Genomic DNA, 19624 nt, shown 5'->3' with positions numbered 1-19624 from the left:
CGAACTCCCTGGGGCTGGGCGGTGGGGGGTCGGTGCGGTACGGCGCGCGGTCACGCGGGGGTCGTTCTCGCGGATCGCGCGGCGGCGAACACGGCGGCTCACACGGCGGCCGTACCAGGTGTCGGACCGGTCGCCGTGCCCGCCGCCGGGTCGGAGTTCCGGGCGAGGGTGCGCAGCAGGCCGGACAGGGTCGGCGCGCGCAGGAAGTCCCGCAGCCCCACCTCGACCCCCAACTCCCTTCTGAGCAGCCCGACCAGCCGGACCGCACGGGTCGAATTGCCGCCCACGTCGAAGAAGTTGTCGTCGTCACCCACCTCGTCCCGCTCCAGGACCTGGCACAGGAACCGGGCCACCTCGGGTCGCCGTCCGTCCTGTTCGGCCGGGGCGGCGGGCGCGGCGGCGGCCGGCCGTCCGAGTCCGGCGAGCCCGGCGCGGTCCGTCTTCCCGTTGGCGGTCACGGGGATCTCGTCCACGATCGCCCACAGCCCCGGCACCATGTACGCGGGGAGCCGCTCTTCGAGGAACGCGCCGAGTTCGGCGGTCGAGGGGGCCGCGTCCGGGTCCAAGGGGACGCAGGCGGCCAGGAGTTGCTTGCTCACGCCCCCGTCGTCGCCGACCACCACGGCGGCGTCCCGTACCCCGGGGTGCTCGCGCAGCGCGGCCGCGACCTCGCCTGGCTCGATCCGGAAACCGCGGATCTTGACCTGGTCGTCCACCCGGCCGAGGAACCGCAACCGGTCCCGCGCGTCGAGGCGGACCAAGTCCCCCGTCCGGTAGAGGCGTTCGGGTACGTCCGCGGAGAAGTGCCCGAAACGCCCGGCGGTTCCGTCCGGGTCGCCCGCGTAGTCCAGGGCCAGTCCGTCCCCGGCGACATACAGTTCGCCCGCGGCACCGGGCGGCAGCAGCCGGCCGCGCTCGTCCAGGATGTACGCCCGGGAGCGGGGCACCGGGACGCCGATCGGCAGCGGGTCCTCGACATCCTCGGCGCGGCCGACGGTGTGCACGGTGGAGAAGGTGGTGTTCTCCGTCGGGCCGTACCCGTTGGTGACGACCAGATGCGGATGGCGTTCGAGCAGCGCGGCCACCTGGCGGGCGGGCACCACGTCCCCGCCGGTCAGCACATGCCGTACCCCGGTGAACCCGTCCGGGGCGAAGTCCGCCACCAGCCGGAACAGGCCCGAGGTCAGCCAGCACACCGTCACCCCGCGCCGCCGCAGGAAGCCGCCGATCTCGGCCGGTGCGGGCAGCCCGGCCGGCAGGATCTCGATCGCCGCGCCGGACAGCAGCGGGCCCCAGATCTCCAGGGTCGACGCGTCGAAGCCCAGCGGCGCGAGACGGAGCATCCGCTCACCGGGGCCGAGCCGGAGGTAGGCGGCCTCGTGCACCAGCCGGGCGACCGCCCGGTGCGGCACACGCACCCCCTTGGGCGTTCCGGTGGAGCCCGAGGTGAACGCCAGATAGGCGACCCGCCCGGGATCCCGCTCACCGGTCGGCCCTGCGGTATGCCCGTCGGCGTCGGCCGGCCAGGGCTCCACCTGCGGCAGCCCGATCTCGCCCAGCCGGCCCAACTCGGCACCGGCGCGCGCCACCACGGCTGCGGGCTTGATCCGCTCAAACATCTGGTCGACGCGGCTCGCGGGCAGGGCGGGGTCCATCCCCAGGTAGCCGGCCCCGGCCCACAGGGCGCCCAGGACGGCCACGATCTCGGCGACCGACCGTTCCACGGCGATCACCACGGTGTCCCCGGGCCGCACCCCGACCGCGTGCAGCCGCGCCGCCTGCCCTGCCGCCGCCGCGGCCAACTCGGCGTACGTGAGGGTCTGTTCACCCTCGCGTACGGCCGCCGCCGAGGGCCGGCGTTCGACCTGGGCCAGGAACAACTCCTCGACCGTGAGCGCCGGACACGGCTGCTCGGTCCGGTTCAGCCGGTCGAGCCGGGCCCGTTGGGGCGCGGACAGGGCCCGTACGTCTTCGAGGATCTGCTGCGCCGGGTCCCCCGCCAGCCGTGCGACGGCCTCCGCGAAGTCGGCGAGGAACGCCTCGGCCTCCTCCGGGAGCAGGGCCCCGGTCGCGTACTCCAGGCTGCCCGCGAAGGACGGATCGCTGTCGCTGACGAACAGGGTAGCGTCGAACTGCGAGCCCCCGCCGTGCAGTTCCTCGATCCGGACCGACAGTTCCCGGGTGGCGAGGTGCCGGGGCACCAGCTGGTCGTGCATGCCGAAGCAGAACTGCACCAGCGGATGACGGCTGGTGCTGCCGCCCATGCCCAGCCGGGTGACCAGCGTGTCGATGGGCAGCGAGCCGTGCTCCAGGCTCAGCGCGAGGGAGCGCTGCACCGTACGCAGATAGTCGCCGATGCCCCGGTCATCGTCGATGTCGATCCTGACCGGCACCAGATTGCCCGTCACCGCGACCAGTTCGCGCAGCTCGGGCGTGGTGCGGCCCGCCAGGGGCACGCCGATCAGCAGCCGGCGGGCGCCGGTGTGACGGCCGAGAGCGAGGGCGTAGGCGCCGAGGAGGAGGGCGAAGGGGGTGACACCGCACTCCCGGGCGCGTGCGGTGATCCCGGCCGAGGTCTCGGTGCCCAGGTCGAAGGGGGTGCGGGTGCCCGACGGGTCCTGGAGCGCGGGACGCTGGAGGTCGCTCGGCAGCTCCAACACGGCTGGTACGCCCGCGAGATGCCCCTCCCAGAACGCGCCCTGCCGGTCCCAGACCCCGCTGCCGGACAGCCCTTCCTGGTGGTCCAGCAGGCACTGGAACCGGGGCGCGGGTGTGAGCGAGCGGTCCGGGTGGTCGTAGGCGTCGAAGAGTTCCCGCAGCAGCAGGCCGACCGACCAGCCGTCGAGCAGCAGATGGTGGGCGATCAGCACCAGGGCGTGCCGGTCGTCTCCGGCGGACGCGTGCAGGAAGCGCAGCGGGGGAGCGCCGGCGAGGTCGAAGACCACCCGTCCCTCCCGGGTCGCCGCCGCTCGCACGAAGGACTCGAAGTCGCCCTTCCCTGCCGCGTCGTGGGCCAACTCCTCGAGTGGCAAGGTGAATTCGTCGTCTACCTGCCGGTCGACGCGCCCGTCCACGTCCACGAAGCGGGTGCGCAGGTTCTCGTGCCGGCGCCCCACCGAGGCCACCGCCCCGGCGAGCAGGTCCCGTCGCAGCGGCCCCTCGGTGAAGGCGACGAAGACCAGGTTGTACGGCGAGCCGCCGACCGCCCGCTCGGTGAGCCACATGCCCTGCTGCGCGTGCGACAACTGCCCCTCCACGCGGGCGGGTTCGGCGAGAGGGGCGTGCGCCTCGGGTCTCGGCCGCGCCGCCGGCGCAGCCCCCGCCTCCGTCTCCGCCTTCGCGAGGACGGCGCGCAACGGCTCGTCCGCCAGCAGCCGCCCCAGCGGAACGGCGACACCGAGCCTTTCCTCGGCGAGCGAGACCAAGTGCATCGCCCGCAGAGAGTCACCACCCAGTCGCACAAAGCTCAGTTCGGTGAGTGCGGCCGTGTCCGCCTCCCCGGGGAGTACCGAAAGCGCGAGTTCCTCAAGGAGATGAGCCATCCTGCTACTCCTTAGGGCGTTCAGATGCTCAGGTGGGCAGGAATAAATGTTTTGACAAATCCCGAGTGGCCGCACGCATGAGGGCAGGCCGTACCAGCAGAGGTAAGAGGAGATTAGTGGCAGACGGTTCGGGAGCTAATCACGGACCGTCGCGGGGAGTCAACAACCGCCGAGTCAATAGCCCGAGGCGACTTGCACCCAAGGCGAAGTCGACATAACGGGAAATCGGGACATCTCTGCGCGGCCCTGGTCTGTTGATGATCCTCTTGCCTCGCTCTCGGCAGTGTGTTTGACTGCATCGATCATTCGGGCCGGTGTCTGTGATGGATCTGTGCGCGACGGGGGATCTACCCATGCCTCATGTTCGGCATCTTGACGAGCCAGAAACGACGAAAGCCGCGTTAGCTATTGAAGTGGAGCCAGGCGTTCCTGGTTCCTGGGACGACATTGTCGCCGCCACTCCCGCACCCATCCCCGCCACCACGACGGACCGTTGGCTGCGCCTCGCACCGAAGCGGCTGCCCGGAGAACGCGTCACCATCTTTCTGCGCGGGATGTCGGGTGAGCCTGAATTAGCGCTCCATGGCTCGGTCATGACAGGTCCCTCACCGAATACCCGCATCGATCCGTATTCGATATTCTCGGGAGCCTCGTCCTATCAGGGCCTGGCCACCGAGGGCCCGCACCCCTGGCGGGACCTCGCGCCCGAGGACGTCTATCCCTGCCTGCTGGTACTGATGCCGCACTACGAGGCGCTGCCGGTGGGCCGGCTCGCCAAGGACGAGACGGCCTGCGCCGTCCTGCTGGAGCGGCTGCGGCGGTGGGCCGGCGAACAGGGGCTGCGCGGCATCGCGTTCGAGTACCTGGCCCCGGAGGCGGCGCCGCTCACGAACGCGCTGCGCACGGCGGGTTGGCCGGTCGTGGAGTTCGCGGCCCGCTGCGACCTCCATGTCACCTGGTCCGACTTCGACGGCTACCTGGGCACCCTGTCCTCGCGCCGCCGGGTCCGCGTACGCCGTGAGCTGCGCGCCCTTGAGGAGTCCGGGGTGCGGGTGGCCACCCGCACCCTGCGGGACGACGAGCCGGAACTGGTCGACCTGCGCTGCCAGCTGGTCGTCAAGTACGGGGGGAGCGCCGACCCCGCCAAAGAGGCCTCGATGATCCGCCGGCTGCGGTGCTGCTTCGACGACGACGCGATCACCGTCGTCACGGCCGAACGCGAGGGAAGGACCCTGGGCTTCGGCGTCTTCGTCCAGGACGGCGAAACCTGGATGCCGACCCTCGCCGGCGCGGACTACACCGATCCGAACTCCCGGCTCACCTATTTCGCCACGCTGTTCTACAAGCCCATCGAGCTGGCACCCGAGCGGGGCGTACGGATCATTCCCTACGGCCTCGGCTCCTGGGAGGCGAAGCAACTCCGCGGCTGCGTCGCCGCCCCGCTGTACGGCGCCGCGCTACGCCTTGACGGGCACATTTAGGGATCCTTGACTCGCAGATACAGGGAAAGGCTCCATGACAATCGAAGGCGAACGGGCCATTCACGAGGGACAGTCTTTCGATGAATCGGTCTGGCAAACTCATGCGTTCTGCCTGATCAGTCCGGACAGTCTGCGCGAACAGCGAGTCCGCGCCGTACTCGACCATCTCGCGGTCGCGGGCTTCAAGCCTGTCGGGTGGCGGGAAGTGCGAGTGACCGCCCAGCAGATCGACGCCATTGCAGAGATTCAGAACGTCGGCGCCGGGAGTACTTTCCGCTATCGGGCCCTCGACGCCCTCTTCTCACTCGGACCGTCGATCGCCCTGCGGCTGCGCGACGAAGTGTCCCGCAGCGCGGCGGAACGGTACGCCGTTCTCCACGAAATCAAAGGCGGCACGCCGCCGAGAACACGCCCCGGCTCGATCCGGCACGAGGTCGGCTCGGTGAACGCCATTCTGAGCCTGCTCCATCTGTCGGACAGTCCCGCCAACGCCGCCCGGGAATCGGCCGCGATACTCGGCCCCGAACCACTCGCGGCATTCCATGACGGCGCGACCCTCGACGGATACCTCTCGGTGCTCGCCCGGACCCAGCCGAAGGAGTCCCGCGACCATGTCGCCGTCCTCGGCGCGCTGCGCGGCCGTATCGTATCCGCGCTGTGGACCGAACTCGGCGACGAAGGCCGGGCCCTCGCGGAGCGGTTGACCGCCCGCGGTGAACTCGCCCGCCCGGACGCCGGCCGCCGCCTCGCCGACCTGGTCCGCCCCGAGGCCGCCGGGCACCCGCTGCTGGCCGTCCTCGCGCACCCCTTCGACCCGAGCGCGGCCCCCTGGGACCTGTCCGAGGTGGACCTCGTGCTCCGGCGGCACGGCTGCGCGTGCGACTCCTGGGAGACCGCGGTCCTGACCACCTCGCAGTACTTCGAGCCCGTCCTCACCACGAAAGGCGCGCATGGACACGCAGACCGCGATCATGACCTTGGGACGGACTGAGCCGCCGTCCTCGACCGTCGCCGCCGCGCTGAACACGCTGGACGGCGAGATCACCCCCGAGGATCTGTACGCGATCCTCTCCCGCTCGAAGGTCACCCGCCTCGCACACGCCGCCCTCGACGGCCACACCGACTCCCCCTGGAGGAACCGGCTGTACGAACTCCTCGCCGAGGAGGTCCGCCAGGACGACGCCTGGCAGGCCGACGCCGCCCCGAAGATGCGCGAAGTCGTCGACGCCGTCCAGGAGTTCGGCGGCCGCATCATCAAGGGACTGTGCGCCCAGTCGGTCTACCCCAGGCCCGAACTGCGCCATCTCGGCGACGTGGACGTCCAGTTCCCGCAGTGGTCCGCCGCCCGGCCGCTGGTCGACTGGCTGCGCGAGCGCGACTGGGTGTACGACACCGACGAGATGCCCTGGCTCAAGTGGCATGACAACGGTGCCGTGTACGGCCAGGTCTCCCTCGTCTACCCCGACAACAAGAACCCGTACGCCCGTGTCGACCTGCACATCGGCGCCTTCTCGGTGGGCCACGCCGGACTGCTGCCGCTGGTCGGCTGGCGCACCGGTACCGCGCTCGGGCGGCCGGCCACCGTACCCGGCGTCGAGACCTCCATCGCGATCACCGCCGCACACGCCCTGTGCGACCAGATGCTGTCCGTCAAGGACGTCAACGACCTGCACGCCCTGGTCAGCGACACCACCCCGGACTGGGTGTCGGTGAGCGAGCTGTGCCGATCGGTCAGCGCCCAGGGTGCCCTCGCCCGCGTCGTCAACGCGGTCCGCCAGGCCTACCCGGAGAGCACCGCCGTACTGCCCCCGGACCTCGGGGAGGAGACCGCACTGGAGCTGACCCCGCCGGGGCCCGAGGCGCGGGCCGAGGCGTTCGCCGCCCTGGCCCATGAGGACGAGCGCGCCCGCGGCGCCGACGAGACGGCCGCCACCGCCCTCGCCGACTCCGCGCGCCACTACTTCTCCGCCGACCTGAGCCCACGCGTCGCGGACCCGGACGGCGCCGCCGCCCCCGGCGATCCGGGACGGGACCGCTGCTGGCGGCTGGTGCCGCGCGAGGTGTGGGAGACGCTGGCCGAGACGGCGGCCGACGGCACGCCCGCGGAGGTCACGAGCATCGAACTCGCGGCGGGAATGACCCTGTTCGGCGGCGCCAACGCCTGGGCCGTCCGGTACGGCCGGGACGTTTTCGTCCCCACCGTCTGGGGGGAGATCAGCCGGGACAGCCTCGCGCTCGCCCGCCGTCTCACGGCAGGGCCGGCGTGATCGACCTCAGCGGATCCCCCGCCCCCTGGCCGGACGAGGCCACCCGGCTGTGGGCCGACCGGGTCGGCCGAGCGGCCCGGCAGGCCGACCTGTGGACCGTACCCGCCCCGCAGGGCGACGAGGTCCTGCGGGAGGTGCTGGCCACCCAACTCGGTCTGCCGGTGGAGCAGTTGACGATCACCGCCAGCCTGCGGGCGGCCGCCCTCACCTACGCGCGGCGCTTCGGGCACGTGGTGCTGGAACGGCCCACCTATCCGGGAGTCGTCCCCGTCCTCGCGGGCGCCGGCGCCCAGGTGACCCGGGCCTCCTGGGACGAGCTGCTCAAGGGCGCCTTCGGCGGCGAACCCTGGGACACCCTGCTGTGGTTCACCTCGCCCGGCCGCAACCCGGACGGCCGCACGCTGACCGGCCAGGAGCGTGCCCGTATCGCCGAGTTGGCCGCCGAGGGCCACCGCGTCGTGGTCAACGAGACGTACGCCTGGTTCTGCGGGCAGGCCGGCACCCCCGCCGGAGCCGACAGCGTCGGCACCCTGCACAAGCTGCGGGGCGTCGGCGCCCGCCTCGGCTGGATGGCCGGACCCGGCTGCTTCGAGGAGGCCTTCCCGGAACTGCTGGGCACCCCGCCCTCACCGGTCTGGCAGCGGGCCTGGGGACTGTTCCTCCGGGACGGCGGACTCGACCTGCTCCGGGACGGACTGCTGGCCCAAGTGGACGCCGCAAAGGACGCGTTCAGGGAACGGCTGGCCTCGGCACACGGCATCGAGTTTCCCGCCTTCGACGGACCCAACGCGCTGATCCCGCTGGACCCGATCGCCGGCGAGGCCCCCGCCCCGACCGCCGAGCAGCTGGAGGAGCCCGCGCTCGCCGCGCTCCACGAGGAGGGGTTCAAAGCCGTGGCCGCCCGCCACTTCGACGCCGAAGGGCCCGCCCTGCGCGCCACGTTCTTCGGGGTCGGCGCCGCAGAGGCCGTACGCTTCGCCGACGCGGTGGCCCGCTCGCCCCGCACCGCACTCCGGCTCCGATGTCAGGGACACACATGACGAACACCACACCGGCACTGCCCGCGGACCTCCTCGACCGGGCGCTGCGCGACCGGGGCGTCGACCGGTTCGCGGGCGTCCCCTGCTCCTACTTCGCCGCTCTGATCCCCCTGCTCCAGCAGGACGGCCGCTATGTGGCCTGCGCCAACGAGGGCGCCGCCTTCGCCACCGCCTGCGGCTTCTCCCTCGCCGGCGCCCCCGGCGCCGTACTGCTCCAGAACTCCGGCCTCGGCAACCTGGTCAACCCCCTCACCTCGCTGTCCGCGCCGTACGACATCGGTGTCCTGATGTTCGTCAGCCACCGCGGCGACCCGGACGGGCCGTCCGACGAGCCCCAGCACCGGCTCATGGGCGCCGCCACCGTCCCGCTCCTCGACGCGCTCCGGGTGCCGAACTGGCAACTCTCACCGGACCCCGACGAGTTGGGTACGACCCTCGACGCCGCCCTCCACGCGGTCCGCTCCGGACGCACCGCCGCCCTCGTCGTCCCGCGCGGCGTGATGGCGAAGCCGGCCCCCGCCGAGCAGCTCCCCGAGACCTCCCAGCGGCCGGGCACCGAGGACGTGGTGGCCGCGCTCGGCGCACTGCTCCGCGACGAACTGGTCGTCTCCACCACGGGGTTCACCTCCCGCTGGCTGTTCGCCGGAGCCGACCGGCCCGGCAACTTCTACATGCAGGGCTCCATGGGCCACGCGCTCTCCCTCGGCCTGGGCCTCGCACTGTCCCGCACCGACCGCAGGGTGTTCGTGCTCGACGGCGACGGCGCCTGCCTGATGCACATGGGCGCCCTCGGCACCGTCGGCGCCCAGCACCCCGGCAACCTCGTCCATGTCGTCCTGGACAACCAGCAGTACGAATCGACCGGCGGCCAGCCCACCGCCGGCGCCCGCACCCGCTTCGAGGACGTCGCCCGCGCGAGCGGCTACCGCTGGGGCGGCCGCGTCACCTCCCTCAGCGACCTCAAACCCGTGCTGGAACACGTCGGTTCACAGCCCGGACCCGCCCTGCTCGTCATCGAGACGACCGCCGGCGCGGGCGCCGCGCCCCCACGGGCGACGGCCAGCCTGGAACCCGACGCGATCCGCGCCCGCTTCATGACCGAAGCCGCCGGCTGAGCGCCCGTACCCCACCCCACTACGGCACCACCGGACACCCCACCCGAAGGACTTGAGACCATGACCGTGCACAACACCGCCCTGAGGCCGACCCCCGCCACCGCCATCGGCGTCGGCGTCCATGACGCGCTCACCGCGCGGATGGTGCAGAGCGCCGGCTTCGACCTGCTGTGGCTCGGCAGCCTGGAGGTCTGTTCGCGCTTCGCGATACCCGACCGGAACCTGCTCACCCCCACCGAGATGACCTCCGTCATCCGCGAGGTCCGCGCGGCCACCACCCTGCCGATCTTCGTCGACGCCGACAACGGCTACGGCAGCGATCTGACCGCCGCCCGTGCGATCCGCGCTTTCGAGGACGCGGGCGCCCACACCGTCGTCATCGAGGACAACGTCTTCCCCAAGCGCAACTCGCTCGCCGCCGACGAGTCCCGCGACCTCATGGACACCGAGGAGTTCGCCCGCCGCCTGGAGCGGGTGACCGCCGAGCGCAAGGACCTGCGCATCGTCGCCCGCTGCGAGGCGCTCGTGGCCGGCCTCGGCGTCGACGAGGCGGTCCGCCGGCTGCGCCGCTACGCCGAGACCGGCGTGGACGGGCTGTTCGTACAGGTCAACAAGAAGTGCAAGGACCAGCTCTTCCCCGTCCTCGAACAGGTCCGCGGACTGCTGCCGATCACCCTCGCGCCCACCTCGCTGCCCGAGGTGCCGCTGGAGACGTTCGCCGAGTACGGCGCGACCACCGTGCTCTTCGCCAACGTCGTCGTGCGCCGCATGCTCGCGACCCTCCCCACCATGCTCGGCACCCTGCGCAGCGAGTGCCTGCTCTCCGCCGTCGAAGGGGACATCGCCCCGGTGGAGCAGGTGCTGCGCATGACCGACGAGCGAGTGGGCTAGCCTCCGATGCCGGCCACAGGCATACGGATCTCCTCCCACACCCGGATCCCGGACCCGCGCGGCTGGGACGCCGTGGTCGCCGCCGCGGGCGCACCGGTCTTCTACCGGTCCGCACTGCTCACCTCGTACGCCGCGAACCCCCTGCAACCCACCCTGGACCACCGGTACTTGACCGTCGGCTCCGGCGACGACCCGGCCGCGGTCATGCCGCTGTACCTGGTGCCCGCGCGGGACCCGTTCGGGACGCGGAACGTGGCGGGCCCGCCCTGGGCGGTCAGCCACTTCTGGCACTGCTACGACACCCGGCTGCCCCTGCGGCACGCGGAGAAGGAGCTGGTCGAGCCCCTGTGGGAAGCGATGCGGGCACAGGCCCGCGCGTGGGGCGCGGCCGAGTTCGGATTCATCAACATGGCACTGGACTCCCCGCTCACCCCGCTCCTGGAGAGCAGGGCCCGCCGGGTGCCGCGCAACCACCGCTTCCGCATGCCCCTGACGGCGGTAGGCAGCTTCGCCGAACACCTCGAACGCCTGCCCGCCCGGGTACGGCAGGACGCGCGCCGGCAGCTGCGCCTGGCGGCCAGGGCCGGGATCACCGGACATGTCTACCGCGACCCGCTGCCCGAGCGGATCGTCCGGGACGCGTGCCGGCTCCTGAAGCTGACCGCCGACCGCTACAACCCCGGCTACTACGAACAGGGCCCGTTGGCCGATCTGTTGACCAACGTGGGCGCGCCCGCGTGCGTCTTCACCCTGGAGGAGGCCGGGCACGTGGTCGCCGCCTCGGTGTCCTTCCTGGACGGCCGGACCCTGCACAACTGGGCCATCGGCGTGGAGAGCGAGGTACGCGGCACCTTCAGCCCCTACCTCGTGCTGCTGGACCTCTCCGTCGACTACGCGGTGTCCCAGGGCTGCGAGGTCATCGAGCTGGGCCGGACCAACCCGGCGTGGAAGCAGCGCTTCGGGGCCGAACCCGTCGAGCTCGTCTCCTGGATGTGCGACTCGGAAGATCGAAGGGAATTCTCATGACCAAGCCGGCCACCGCGCTCGCCGAGGTCTTCGACCAGGGCATACCCGTGCTCGCGGTCCTCGGCGCCCAACGCGCCGGTCTCCTCGCGGCCCTGCTCGAACGGGCCGCCACCGCCGAGGAGTTCGCCACCGACCTCAAGCTCGACCCGCTCGCCACCCGCCTCACCCTCAACGTCCTCGTGCACAGCGGCGCCGCCGTCCACACCGACGGCCGTTACCAGGCCTCCCCCGAACTGGCCGAACGCGCCCGCGACGCCCCCGGCGGCGTCGAACTCCATCTGAACCTCTTCGACCACCTGCCTGAACTGCTCCTGTCCGGCAAGCCGTTGCTGTCCATGGACGGCACCCTGGAGGAGCGGGGGCGCCACTACGCCCAGGTCGCCCAGGGCCTTGGACACATGTACCCGGGCGCGGCCGCCGAACTGGCCGAGGCGCTGGAGGGGGAGCCGTACGGCATGGGCGACGGCGCCCGCTCGGTGCTCGACCTCGGCGCCGGCTCCGGCGTGTGGAGCCTCGCCGTCGCCACCCGGATGCCGAAGGCCCGGGTCACCGCCGTGGACCTGCCGCCGGTCCTCGAAGGACTGCGGCACAACGCGGCCGAGGCCGGCGTCGAGAGCCGCGTCACCACGCTGGAGGGCAGCTACTTCGACGTCGAACTGCCCGCCGCCGCACATGACCTGGTGATCCTCGGCAACATCCTGCACCTGGAGACCGCAGGGGACGCCGAGCGCCTGGTGCACCGCGCGGCCGCCGCCGTCAAGCCCGGCGGAACCCTCGCCGTCATCGACATCCTCGGCTCCGGGCCGTACGAGACGAACCCCGTGCGCGCCCAGTACGCGCTGTTCCTGGCCGCCCGCACGAGCAGCGGTGCCATGTACTCCCGGGCGGAGGTGGCGGACTGGCTCACCGAGGCCGGCCTCACCGGCATGCGGACGGTCGAACTCCCCAGCGCCCCACCGCACTTCACCTGCCTCACCGCCGTACGACCCAGCTGACCCCACCACCGCTCCGACGAACCGACCCCCTGAGAGATCGAGTACATGACGGATCCCAAGCCCAGCATGTTCCTGCCGCTCAAACACCGGGACTTCGCCTTCCTGTGGACCGGGCAGTCCCTGAGTTCCATCGGCAACGCCATGTTCCCGATCATCCTCGCGATGGTCGTCCTGGACAGACACTCCGGCGCCACCGGCCTCGGCGTGGTTCTCGCGGTGCAGGGCATCGCGCTGGCCGTGGGCACCGTGCTCGCGGCCTCCATCGGCGACCGCTGGCGGCGCACCCGGGTGATGATCGGCGCGGACGTCGTACGCGCCGTCGGCGTCGCCGCCATCGCGATCGCCCCGGTCCACCTGAACACGGCCGTCTTCATGGTCCTCGTGATCGCCATCGGCATCGCCGAGGGCCTGTTCCTGCCCGCCTACAGCGCCGTACCCCCGCGGCTGCTGCCGGAGGAGGCGCTCCAGGGCGGCAACGCGCTCAGCGCCCTGTCCCAGTACGTCTCCATGGTGGCCGGACCGACCCTGGCGGGCCTCGTGATCGCCGGAGTGGGCCCCGGGCCCGCGCTGTGGATCGATGTCGGCACCTTCGCCGCCAGCCTCGCCACCCTCGTGTTCATCAAGGAGACCGACGCGGCCAACGCGCGTGACGAGTCCCCCGACGAGGAGGAGCCCGGCGGCATCATCCGGCGCGGTCTGCGCGACTTCAACGAGGGCATCCGGGAGATCCGCTCCCGCCCCTGGGTGGGCGCCTCCATCGGCATGGCGACCGTCGTCATGACCTTCTGCGTGGCCCCCGCCTTCCTCGCCGCCCCGATCGTCGCCGAGAAGAGCCTCGGCGGATCCGCCGCCTACGGCGGTGCGTTCGCCGCCCTCGGCGTCGGCTCGATCATCGGCTCGATCGTCGGCGGCAAGATCCGCACCAGCCGCCCGGGCACCGTCGCCTGCTGCGGCCTCTTCACCATCTTCGGCTCGGTCGGCTCGCTCGCCGTGCTGCCGCTGGTCGGCGTCCTCATCTGCTGGGCGATCGCCGGCGTCGGCGTCACCGTCTTCTCCATCCTGTGGATGACCGCCCTCCAGCAGGACGTCCCCGACCGGGTCCTCGGCCGGGTGATGGCCCTTGACTGGCTGGGCAGCCAGGGCCTGATGCCGCTCGGCTACGCGGCGGCCGGCCTGGTCGCCGCCAGCATCGGCACGCGCGACATGCTCATCGTCAGCGCCTTCATCGTGCTGATCGCGGCCCCGCTGCCGCTGCTGGTGCGCGGCGGCACGACCTTCTCCTCCCGGCCCGCGGCCGTGGAGAACGAGCCGGCCGGAACCACCGTCTGACACGGCCCGCGCCGGGCCCGGCCAGACCAAGCCGGGCCCGGCGCGATCCGGCCGACCCTGCCAGACCCCGCCCCGGCCGCCCCTGCCAGGCCCGCCCCGGCCAGGACCCCGCAGGCCCGGCCCCGCCAGGCCGCCCCCGGCCGCCCGGCCCGGCCCCGCTCGCCCCGACTCGGTTTGACGCCCAAGGAGGCAGCATCATGCTCGGCGCACAGATGCAGTTCGAACTCAGCAGACTGGTCGACGCGGCCTGGGCCGTCGCCGCCTACGCCGCACAGGGCCGCGACGACCTCAGCCCGCAGCAGCGCGCCGCGGTGGAAAGGGCGCTCACCCTGTCCGGGCTGCCCGTCGGCCACCACGATCCGGAATTCGCCGCCGCCCTGACCAGCCAGCTCGCCCAGGCCGCGGCCTTCGCCGAGGGCCCCACCAAAGGCTGGGGCGACATGCCCGACGAGGTGCTGCTCGCCCAAGGACGCGGCTCACGCCAGGTCGCCGACTGGATCGTGGACGAGGCCGCGCCCGTCCTCGGCCTCACCGGCATCGCCGAGCGGACGGACGCCGCCTTCCTCGACGTCGGCGTGGGCACCGGCCAGCTCGCCGCCCGTATCGCCGAACGCTGGCCGCGCGCCCGGGTCGTCGGCGTGGACCGCATGGAACGGGTCCTCGGCCTCGCCCGCACCGTCATCGACGAGGCGGGCTGCGCCGACCGGGTCGAGCTGCGCCACGGCGATGTCACCGACCTCGCCGACGACGCCATCTACGACCTGGCCTGGCTGCCGCTGAGCTTCATGTCCCCCGACGCGATCCCCAAGGCCCTCGAAGCGGTGCGCCGGGTGCTGCGGCCCGGCGGCTGGGTGATCGCCACCACCTTCGCCGCCGACTCCGAACTCCCCATCGTCAACGCGATGTCCGACCTGGTCACCGCGGTCAACGGCGGCAGCTCCCTGACCCAGGAGGACCTCCTGGTGGAGATCCGCGCCGCCGGCTACAGCGAGTCCGTGGCCCTGCCTTCCACCCCGCTGACCGGCGCGCTGACCGCCGCCCGCGGCTGAGCCAGCACGAGGAGAGAGACATGACGAACCACGAGACCGGCTTCGCACCCGTCAACGGCACGGAGCTCTACTACGAACGCGCGGGCTCCGGCGACGCCGTGGTCCTGCTGCACACCGGCAACGGCAACACCACCATCTGGGACGGCCAGTTCGAGGACCTGGCCCAGGACTACACCGTGGTCCGCTACGACTGCCGGGGCTTCGGCCGCTCCGGATACCCGGACGAGCCGTACCAGTCCGCCGACGACCTCGCCGCCCTCCTCGACCACCTCGGCATCGAGCGCGCCCATGTGATCGGCCCGTCCTTCGGCGGCCGGATCGCCGTGGAGTTCGCGGTGCTGCACCCCGCCAGGGTCCGCTCCCTGTTGCTGGCCGCGCCGGTCAGCCGGGAGCACGAGTGGACCGACGAGGTGAACACCAACCGGATGGCCGAGGAGGACCTCATCTGGGCCGGTGACGACGACAAGGCCCTCGACATCAGCCTCGGCAGCTGGGTCGCCGGACCCAAGCGGACCCTCGCGGACATGGACCCGACGCTGATCGCGCGGCTGCGGATCACCGCCACCGCGGGCTACGACCGCAGGCGCAGGACGGTCGCCGAGACGGGCAACGAGCCCGACGAACTCGAACTCGTGCCCAACGCCGCCGAACGGCTCGGCTCCCTCCAGGTGCCCACGCTCGTCCTGATCGGCGGCATGGACCAGCCGGACGCCATCGAGATCGGCGAGCGCCTCGCGCGCGACATCCCCGGGGCGCGCGCCGAGTACATCGACGACCTCGGCCACATGATCACCATGGAGCGGCCCGAGGAGTTCCTCCAGAAGGCCCGCGCCTTCCTCGCGGAGGCGGCCCGAGCGGAGACGGCCCGATGACCGGGCTCCTCGCACCCCGCGCGCTCACCCCGGAAGAACTGGCTACCGTCACCGCCGAGTTGGACGCCGTACCGGTACCCTTCCGGTTCGCCCTGTCGGCCGCCCGGCTGCCCACGGCCACCTTCGGACAGATGTCCCGCACCTGGACGGCCTTCCGGCGCGGCGTCGAGGCGTTCATCGACCGCTACGACGGCGACGCCGGCCGCATGGCCAAGGCCCTCGGCCTGCCCGAGCAACTGGTCCCGATGTGGGAGTCGTTGCCCGCGCGGGACTGGCACCTCATCGGCCGCCCCGACATGATCCTCGGCACCACCGACGGCACCGGACCCGAGCGCTGTGTCGTCGTCGACGTCAACGCGGGCTCCCTCGCTGGCCTGTTCCCGCTCAACGACATGCTGCTGCGCGCCCACCAGGCGGATGTGCTCAGGCCGGAGTTCGGCGCCTGCGGCGAACCCCGCTATCTGATGGGCCGTTTCGCGGACGTCCTGCGCCGGCACATGACGCACGAGGACGGCCTGATCGCCCTCACCTACTACGCCGACGAGGCGGCCGGCGACGACCACTTCGACAACTGGCACTACCGCTCCCTGGTGCTGGAACTGGCCCGGCACGGACTGACCGCGCGCTCCGTGCACATGGAGGACATCGAGATCCGCGACGGCGCCGCCTGGCACCGGGGCGCACGCATCGGACTCGTCCACCGCTACTTTTTGCCGGACGCCGAGAACCCGCACCACATGGCCGAGTTGCGCCGGATCTCCGCCGCCGCCCGCGACGGCGCCCTGCGGTCCATCACCGGGCTGTGGGGCGAGATCCTGGCCACGAAGGCGACCCTCGCCATGCTCTCCGACGAGGAGTTCACCGGCGAACTGCCGCCCTCCCTCGCCGCCGACCTGACCGAGGCGGTGCCCTGGACCCGGCGGCTCACCGAACGCCACACCTTCTGGCGCGGTGAGCGCGTCGACCTGCTCGACTGGTCGCTGCGCAACCAGCACCGCCTGGTGATCAAGCCCGCGCTGGGGGAGAAGGGCCGGGACGTCCTCATCGGCCGCGAACTCACCGCCGCCGACTGGTCCGCCCTGATCGAGCAGGCGGCCGGCGCCGACCGCCCCTGGGTCGTACAGGAGTTGATGACGGCGACCCCTAAACCCCTCTCCTTCCAGGACGACTCCGGCGCCCTGCACGAGATCACCGTCCCCGTGGTCTACGGCTCCTACGTCCTGGACGGCGAGTTCGTCGGCGCCATCCGCCGCTACGGCGTCAAGGGTGACGGCCACCTGATGATCAACGGCCTCCAGGGCGCCGTCCCGGCACCGGTCTACTGGGGCGACGATGACTGACCTCGCGACGCCGGACGACCTCATCCTGCTCAACCCCGGCCCCGCGTGCACCTCACCGGGGGTGCGTCAGGCCCTGCTGCGGGGCGATCTGTGCCACCGTGAACCGGAGTTCGCAGCGCTCCTCGCCCGGCTGCGCACCTCGATCACCCGGTGTCTCGGTGTGCCGGACACCCATGAGACGGTGCTGATCACCGGTTCCGGCACGGCGGCCATGGAGACGGCCGTGATCGGCTCGGTCCGCGCCGGACGCAAGCTGCTGGTCGTCAACAACGGGGTGTACGGCGCCCGGCTGCTGGCCATGGCCGAGGCCCATGGGATCGAGACGGTCGTGGTGCAGGCACCCTGGACCACTCCGGTCGATCCGGTCGCCATCGCCGATCGGCTGCGGTCGGACGGGCGTATCGACGCCGTCGCGTGCGTGCATCACGAGACGACCACCGGAATGCTCAACCCGATCGCCGAGATCGGTGCGATCGTCCGTGATCATGAAGCGGTCTTCCTGGTCGACGCGATCAGTTCGACCGCCATCGAGTCACCCGATCTCGCCGACGTCGGCGCCGACATCATCTGCGGGACGGCGAACAAGGGCCTGCACGGCATCCCCGGCGTCTCCTTCCTGCTGCTGTCCACCGCCAAGGGTGTCGACCGGGTCGCCGCGGTGCCCCGGCGCAGCGTCTACCTCGACCCCGCGGCCCAGCTGGCGGCCCAGCGCGCCGGGGACATCCCGTTCACCCCGGCCGTCCAGACGTGCTACGCGCTGGACGAGGCGATCACCGAGTACGAGAACGCCGGCGGGTACCCGGCACGGGTCCGGCTGTACCGGGAGCGGGCGGCCGTGGTGCGCGCCGGGTTCGCCCGGCTGGGCCTGCCGGTCCTGATCGAGGAGCCGTACCGTGCGAACTCGGTCACGGCGCTCGAACTGCCCGCCGGCGTCGCCTACCCCGCGCTGCACGACGAGCTGAAACGGCGCGGCTACGTCATCTACGCGGGCCAGGGCCGCCTGTCGCGGACCCACTTCCGCATCGCCACCATGGGCGAGATCCCGCTGCCCCGACTGGTGGAACTGGAAGGGGCGTTGGAGGAGTCGATACGGCACCTGGCGAAGGCGCGGGGTGAGTAGGAACGGGCGCGGGAGCGGCCGAGAGAAACACGCCGAAGAAGCAGTCGTGACGTGACGACGAAGACCCCGCCGGTCGTACGGCCGGCGGGGCCTTCCGCACGCCCCCCGCGCCCGCCGCGAACGGTCGCGCCGGAATCCCGGATGCGCGCCACGGCCGGCCATGACAGTCTCCACGCATGTCGATCATCGGTGTGTCTCCCGAGGTGTCCCTCGCATACGAGACCTTCGGCGACCCCGGCGACCCGCCGGTCCTGCTCGTGATGGGATTCGGCGCACAGCTGCTCGCCTGGCACGAGGACTTCTGCCGGGCGCTGGCCGACCGCGGCCGCTATGTGATCCGGTACGACAACCGCGACTGCGGGCTGTCCACCACGTTCGACGACCATCCCGTCGACATGGGCGAGTTCTTCACCGCCGTCAGCTCCGGTGACCTCCCCGCCGCGCTCGCGATGGTTCCCTACCGGCTCTCCGACATGGCCGCCGACGGCCTCGGCCTGCTCACCGCGCTCGGTGTCGAACGCGCCCATGTGATCGGCGCCTCGATGGGAGGAATGATCGCCCAGACGATGGCCGTCTGCGCCCCGGAGCGTGTGCTGACCCTGACCTCGATGATGTCCTCGACCGGCGAGAGCGAGTACGGCCGGCCGAGCCCCCAGGCGCAGGCCGTGCTGTTCGGTCCGCGGCCCGCGGACCGGGACGGGTACGTCGCGGCGGCGGAGAAGGAACTGGTGTGGGCCTCCAAGCGGTACGGCGACGCCGCGGCGCTGCGCGAACTGGCCGCCGCGAGCTACGACCGCGCCTACCGCCCCGCGGGGATCGGACGACAGCTCGGCGCGATGATCCTCAGTGGCTCCCGCGCGGACGCGCTGCGTGAACTGCGGGTACCGACACTGGTGATCCACGGCCTGGACGACACCCTGATCGACCCCAGCGGCGGCAGACGCACCGCGGAACTGGTGCCCGGCGCCGAACTCCTGCTGCTCCCCGACATGGGCCACGACCGCCCCCGCGAACTCTGGCCCACACTCCTCGACGCACTGGCGGCCCACACCGGCCGAGCCTGAGCGCGCATCGCGACGCCGGCGAGGTCCGGTCCTCCGCGTCGCCGCGTCGACCACCCGGTACTAGCTCTCCGCGTCGACCACCCGGAACCGTTCGGCCACGACCAGCGCGTCGTCGTCCACGACGGGGGTGTAGCCGAGCAGTTCGGTCACCTGTTCACCGCGGAAGAAGTCCCGGTGCGCGGCGGCCCACTCCTGGACGTTCGCGTAGCCGCGGCCCTCGTCCAGAGCGAATCGGTCGTCCACCTCGCGGAACGGGATCACCCGGGCCTCGGTCAGTTCGATCACGACGGCCGTACGGTCGTCCGAGTCGAGCACCGCGTACCGCTGGCCGGCCTCCGGGACGGGCTGCCCTATCTGCTCCAGGATCTCGACCAGCGCCGTCATGGCCGTCTTGCGGCCGCTGATGATGGCCTCGACCCCGCTGTCGCGCTCCGGGCCGGGAAAGGCGAGGGCGAGCTTGGGGAGATCGTCAGCACTCATACGGCCGAGCGTA

The 19624-nt window shown here is 71.9% G+C and carries 16 protein-coding genes; 14 read left to right on the top strand and 2 right to left on the bottom strand.

Annotated features, from left to right (window positions below):
• Positions 1–98: 98 nt before the first annotated feature.
• Complete coding sequence (locus tag HEP81_RS06355; protein ID WP_063755222.1) at positions 99–3542, bottom strand: non-ribosomal peptide synthetase; 3444 nt, start codon at positions 3540–3542, stop codon at positions 99–101.
• 593 nt (positions 3543–4135) lie between these two features.
• Between HEP81_RS06355 and HEP81_RS06350 the strand changes: the two genes are divergently transcribed.
• From HEP81_RS06350 to HEP81_RS06285, 14 genes are all read left to right on the top strand, one after another.
• Positions 4136–5023 carry a GNAT family N-acetyltransferase gene (locus HEP81_RS06350; protein ID WP_037654878.1) on the top strand — a complete coding sequence of 296 codons (888 nt, stop codon included), beginning with the start codon at positions 4136–4138 and terminating at the stop codon, positions 5021–5023.
• Between the two features lie 34 nt (positions 5024–5057).
• Positions 5058–6014: a nucleoside-diphosphate kinase gene (locus HEP81_RS06345; protein WP_157854421.1), complete on the top strand. Its 957-nt coding sequence runs from the start codon at positions 5058–5060 to the stop codon at positions 6012–6014.
• Positions 5974–7290 carry a nucleotidyltransferase family protein gene (locus HEP81_RS06340; RefSeq protein ID WP_078967325.1) on the top strand — a complete coding sequence of 439 codons (1317 nt, stop codon included), beginning with the start codon at positions 5974–5976 and terminating at the stop codon, positions 7288–7290. The genes HEP81_RS06345 and HEP81_RS06340 overlap by 41 nt, the downstream gene beginning before the upstream one ends.
• A complete protein-coding gene (locus HEP81_RS06335) occupies positions 7287–8330 on the top strand; it encodes an aminotransferase class I/II-fold pyridoxal phosphate-dependent enzyme (RefSeq protein WP_037654883.1) in 1044 nt (347 codons plus the stop codon). The genes HEP81_RS06340 and HEP81_RS06335 overlap by 4 nt, the downstream gene beginning before the upstream one ends.
• Complete coding sequence (gene aepY / locus HEP81_RS06330) at positions 8327–9445, top strand: phosphonopyruvate decarboxylase (protein ID WP_078967326.1); 1119 nt, start codon at positions 8327–8329, stop codon at positions 9443–9445. Before HEP81_RS06335 ends, aepY begins: the two co-directional genes overlap by 4 nt.
• Before the next feature lie 60 nt (positions 9446–9505).
• Positions 9506–10336 (top strand): isocitrate lyase/PEP mutase family protein, encoded by an 831-nt coding sequence (locus HEP81_RS06325; protein WP_037654885.1) that lies wholly within the window; start codon positions 9506–9508, stop codon positions 10334–10336.
• A gap of 6 nt (positions 10337–10342) precedes the next feature.
• Positions 10343–11362 (top strand): GNAT family N-acetyltransferase, encoded by a 1020-nt coding sequence (locus tag HEP81_RS06320; RefSeq protein ID WP_037654887.1) that lies wholly within the window; start codon positions 10343–10345, stop codon positions 11360–11362.
• Positions 11359–12357 carry a class I SAM-dependent methyltransferase gene (locus HEP81_RS06315; RefSeq protein WP_037654890.1) on the top strand — a complete coding sequence of 333 codons (999 nt, stop codon included), beginning with the start codon at positions 11359–11361 and terminating at the stop codon, positions 12355–12357. Before HEP81_RS06320 ends, HEP81_RS06315 begins: the two co-directional genes overlap by 4 nt.
• 45 nt (positions 12358–12402) lie before the next feature.
• Positions 12403–13686 carry an MFS transporter gene (locus HEP81_RS06310; protein WP_037654893.1) on the top strand — a complete coding sequence of 428 codons (1284 nt, stop codon included), beginning with the start codon at positions 12403–12405 and terminating at the stop codon, positions 13684–13686.
• Between the two features lie 197 nt (positions 13687–13883).
• Positions 13884–14735: a class I SAM-dependent methyltransferase gene (locus HEP81_RS06305; RefSeq protein ID WP_051850125.1), complete on the top strand. Its 852-nt coding sequence runs from the start codon at positions 13884–13886 to the stop codon at positions 14733–14735.
• A gap of 20 nt (positions 14736–14755) precedes the next feature.
• Positions 14756–15607: an alpha/beta fold hydrolase gene (locus HEP81_RS06300; protein WP_051850126.1), complete on the top strand. Its 852-nt coding sequence runs from the start codon at positions 14756–14758 to the stop codon at positions 15605–15607.
• Positions 15604–16947, top strand: coding sequence for a glutathionylspermidine synthase family protein (locus tag HEP81_RS06295; RefSeq protein WP_037654895.1), 1344 nt, complete (start codon positions 15604–15606; stop codon positions 16945–16947). Before HEP81_RS06300 ends, HEP81_RS06295 begins: the two co-directional genes overlap by 4 nt.
• Positions 16940–18067: a pyridoxal-phosphate-dependent aminotransferase family protein gene (locus tag HEP81_RS06290; protein WP_051850127.1), complete on the top strand. Its 1128-nt coding sequence runs from the start codon at positions 16940–16942 to the stop codon at positions 18065–18067. Before HEP81_RS06295 ends, HEP81_RS06290 begins: the two co-directional genes overlap by 8 nt.
• A 176-nt stretch (positions 18068–18243) precedes the next feature.
• Entirely contained in the window at positions 18244–19131 is an 888-nt protein-coding gene (locus HEP81_RS06285) for an alpha/beta fold hydrolase (protein ID WP_037654897.1), read from the top strand.
• Between the two features lie 60 nt (positions 19132–19191).
• Here HEP81_RS06285 and HEP81_RS06280 read toward each other — a convergent pair whose 3' ends face one another.
• The gene (locus tag HEP81_RS06280; RefSeq protein WP_037654899.1) at positions 19192–19611 is read right to left on the bottom strand and encodes an ASCH domain-containing protein; all 420 of its coding nucleotides are present in this window, start codon (positions 19609–19611) and stop codon (positions 19192–19194) included.
• Positions 19612–19624: the final 13 nt, after the last annotated feature.

Origin of the sequence: Streptomyces griseofuscus, from assembly GCF_014673495.1 — a bacterium.
GTDB classification, from domain to species: Bacteria; Actinomycetota; Actinomycetes; order Streptomycetales; family Streptomycetaceae; genus Streptomyces; species Streptomyces murinus.
This window is presented reverse-complemented; position numbering and strand designations above follow the sequence as displayed.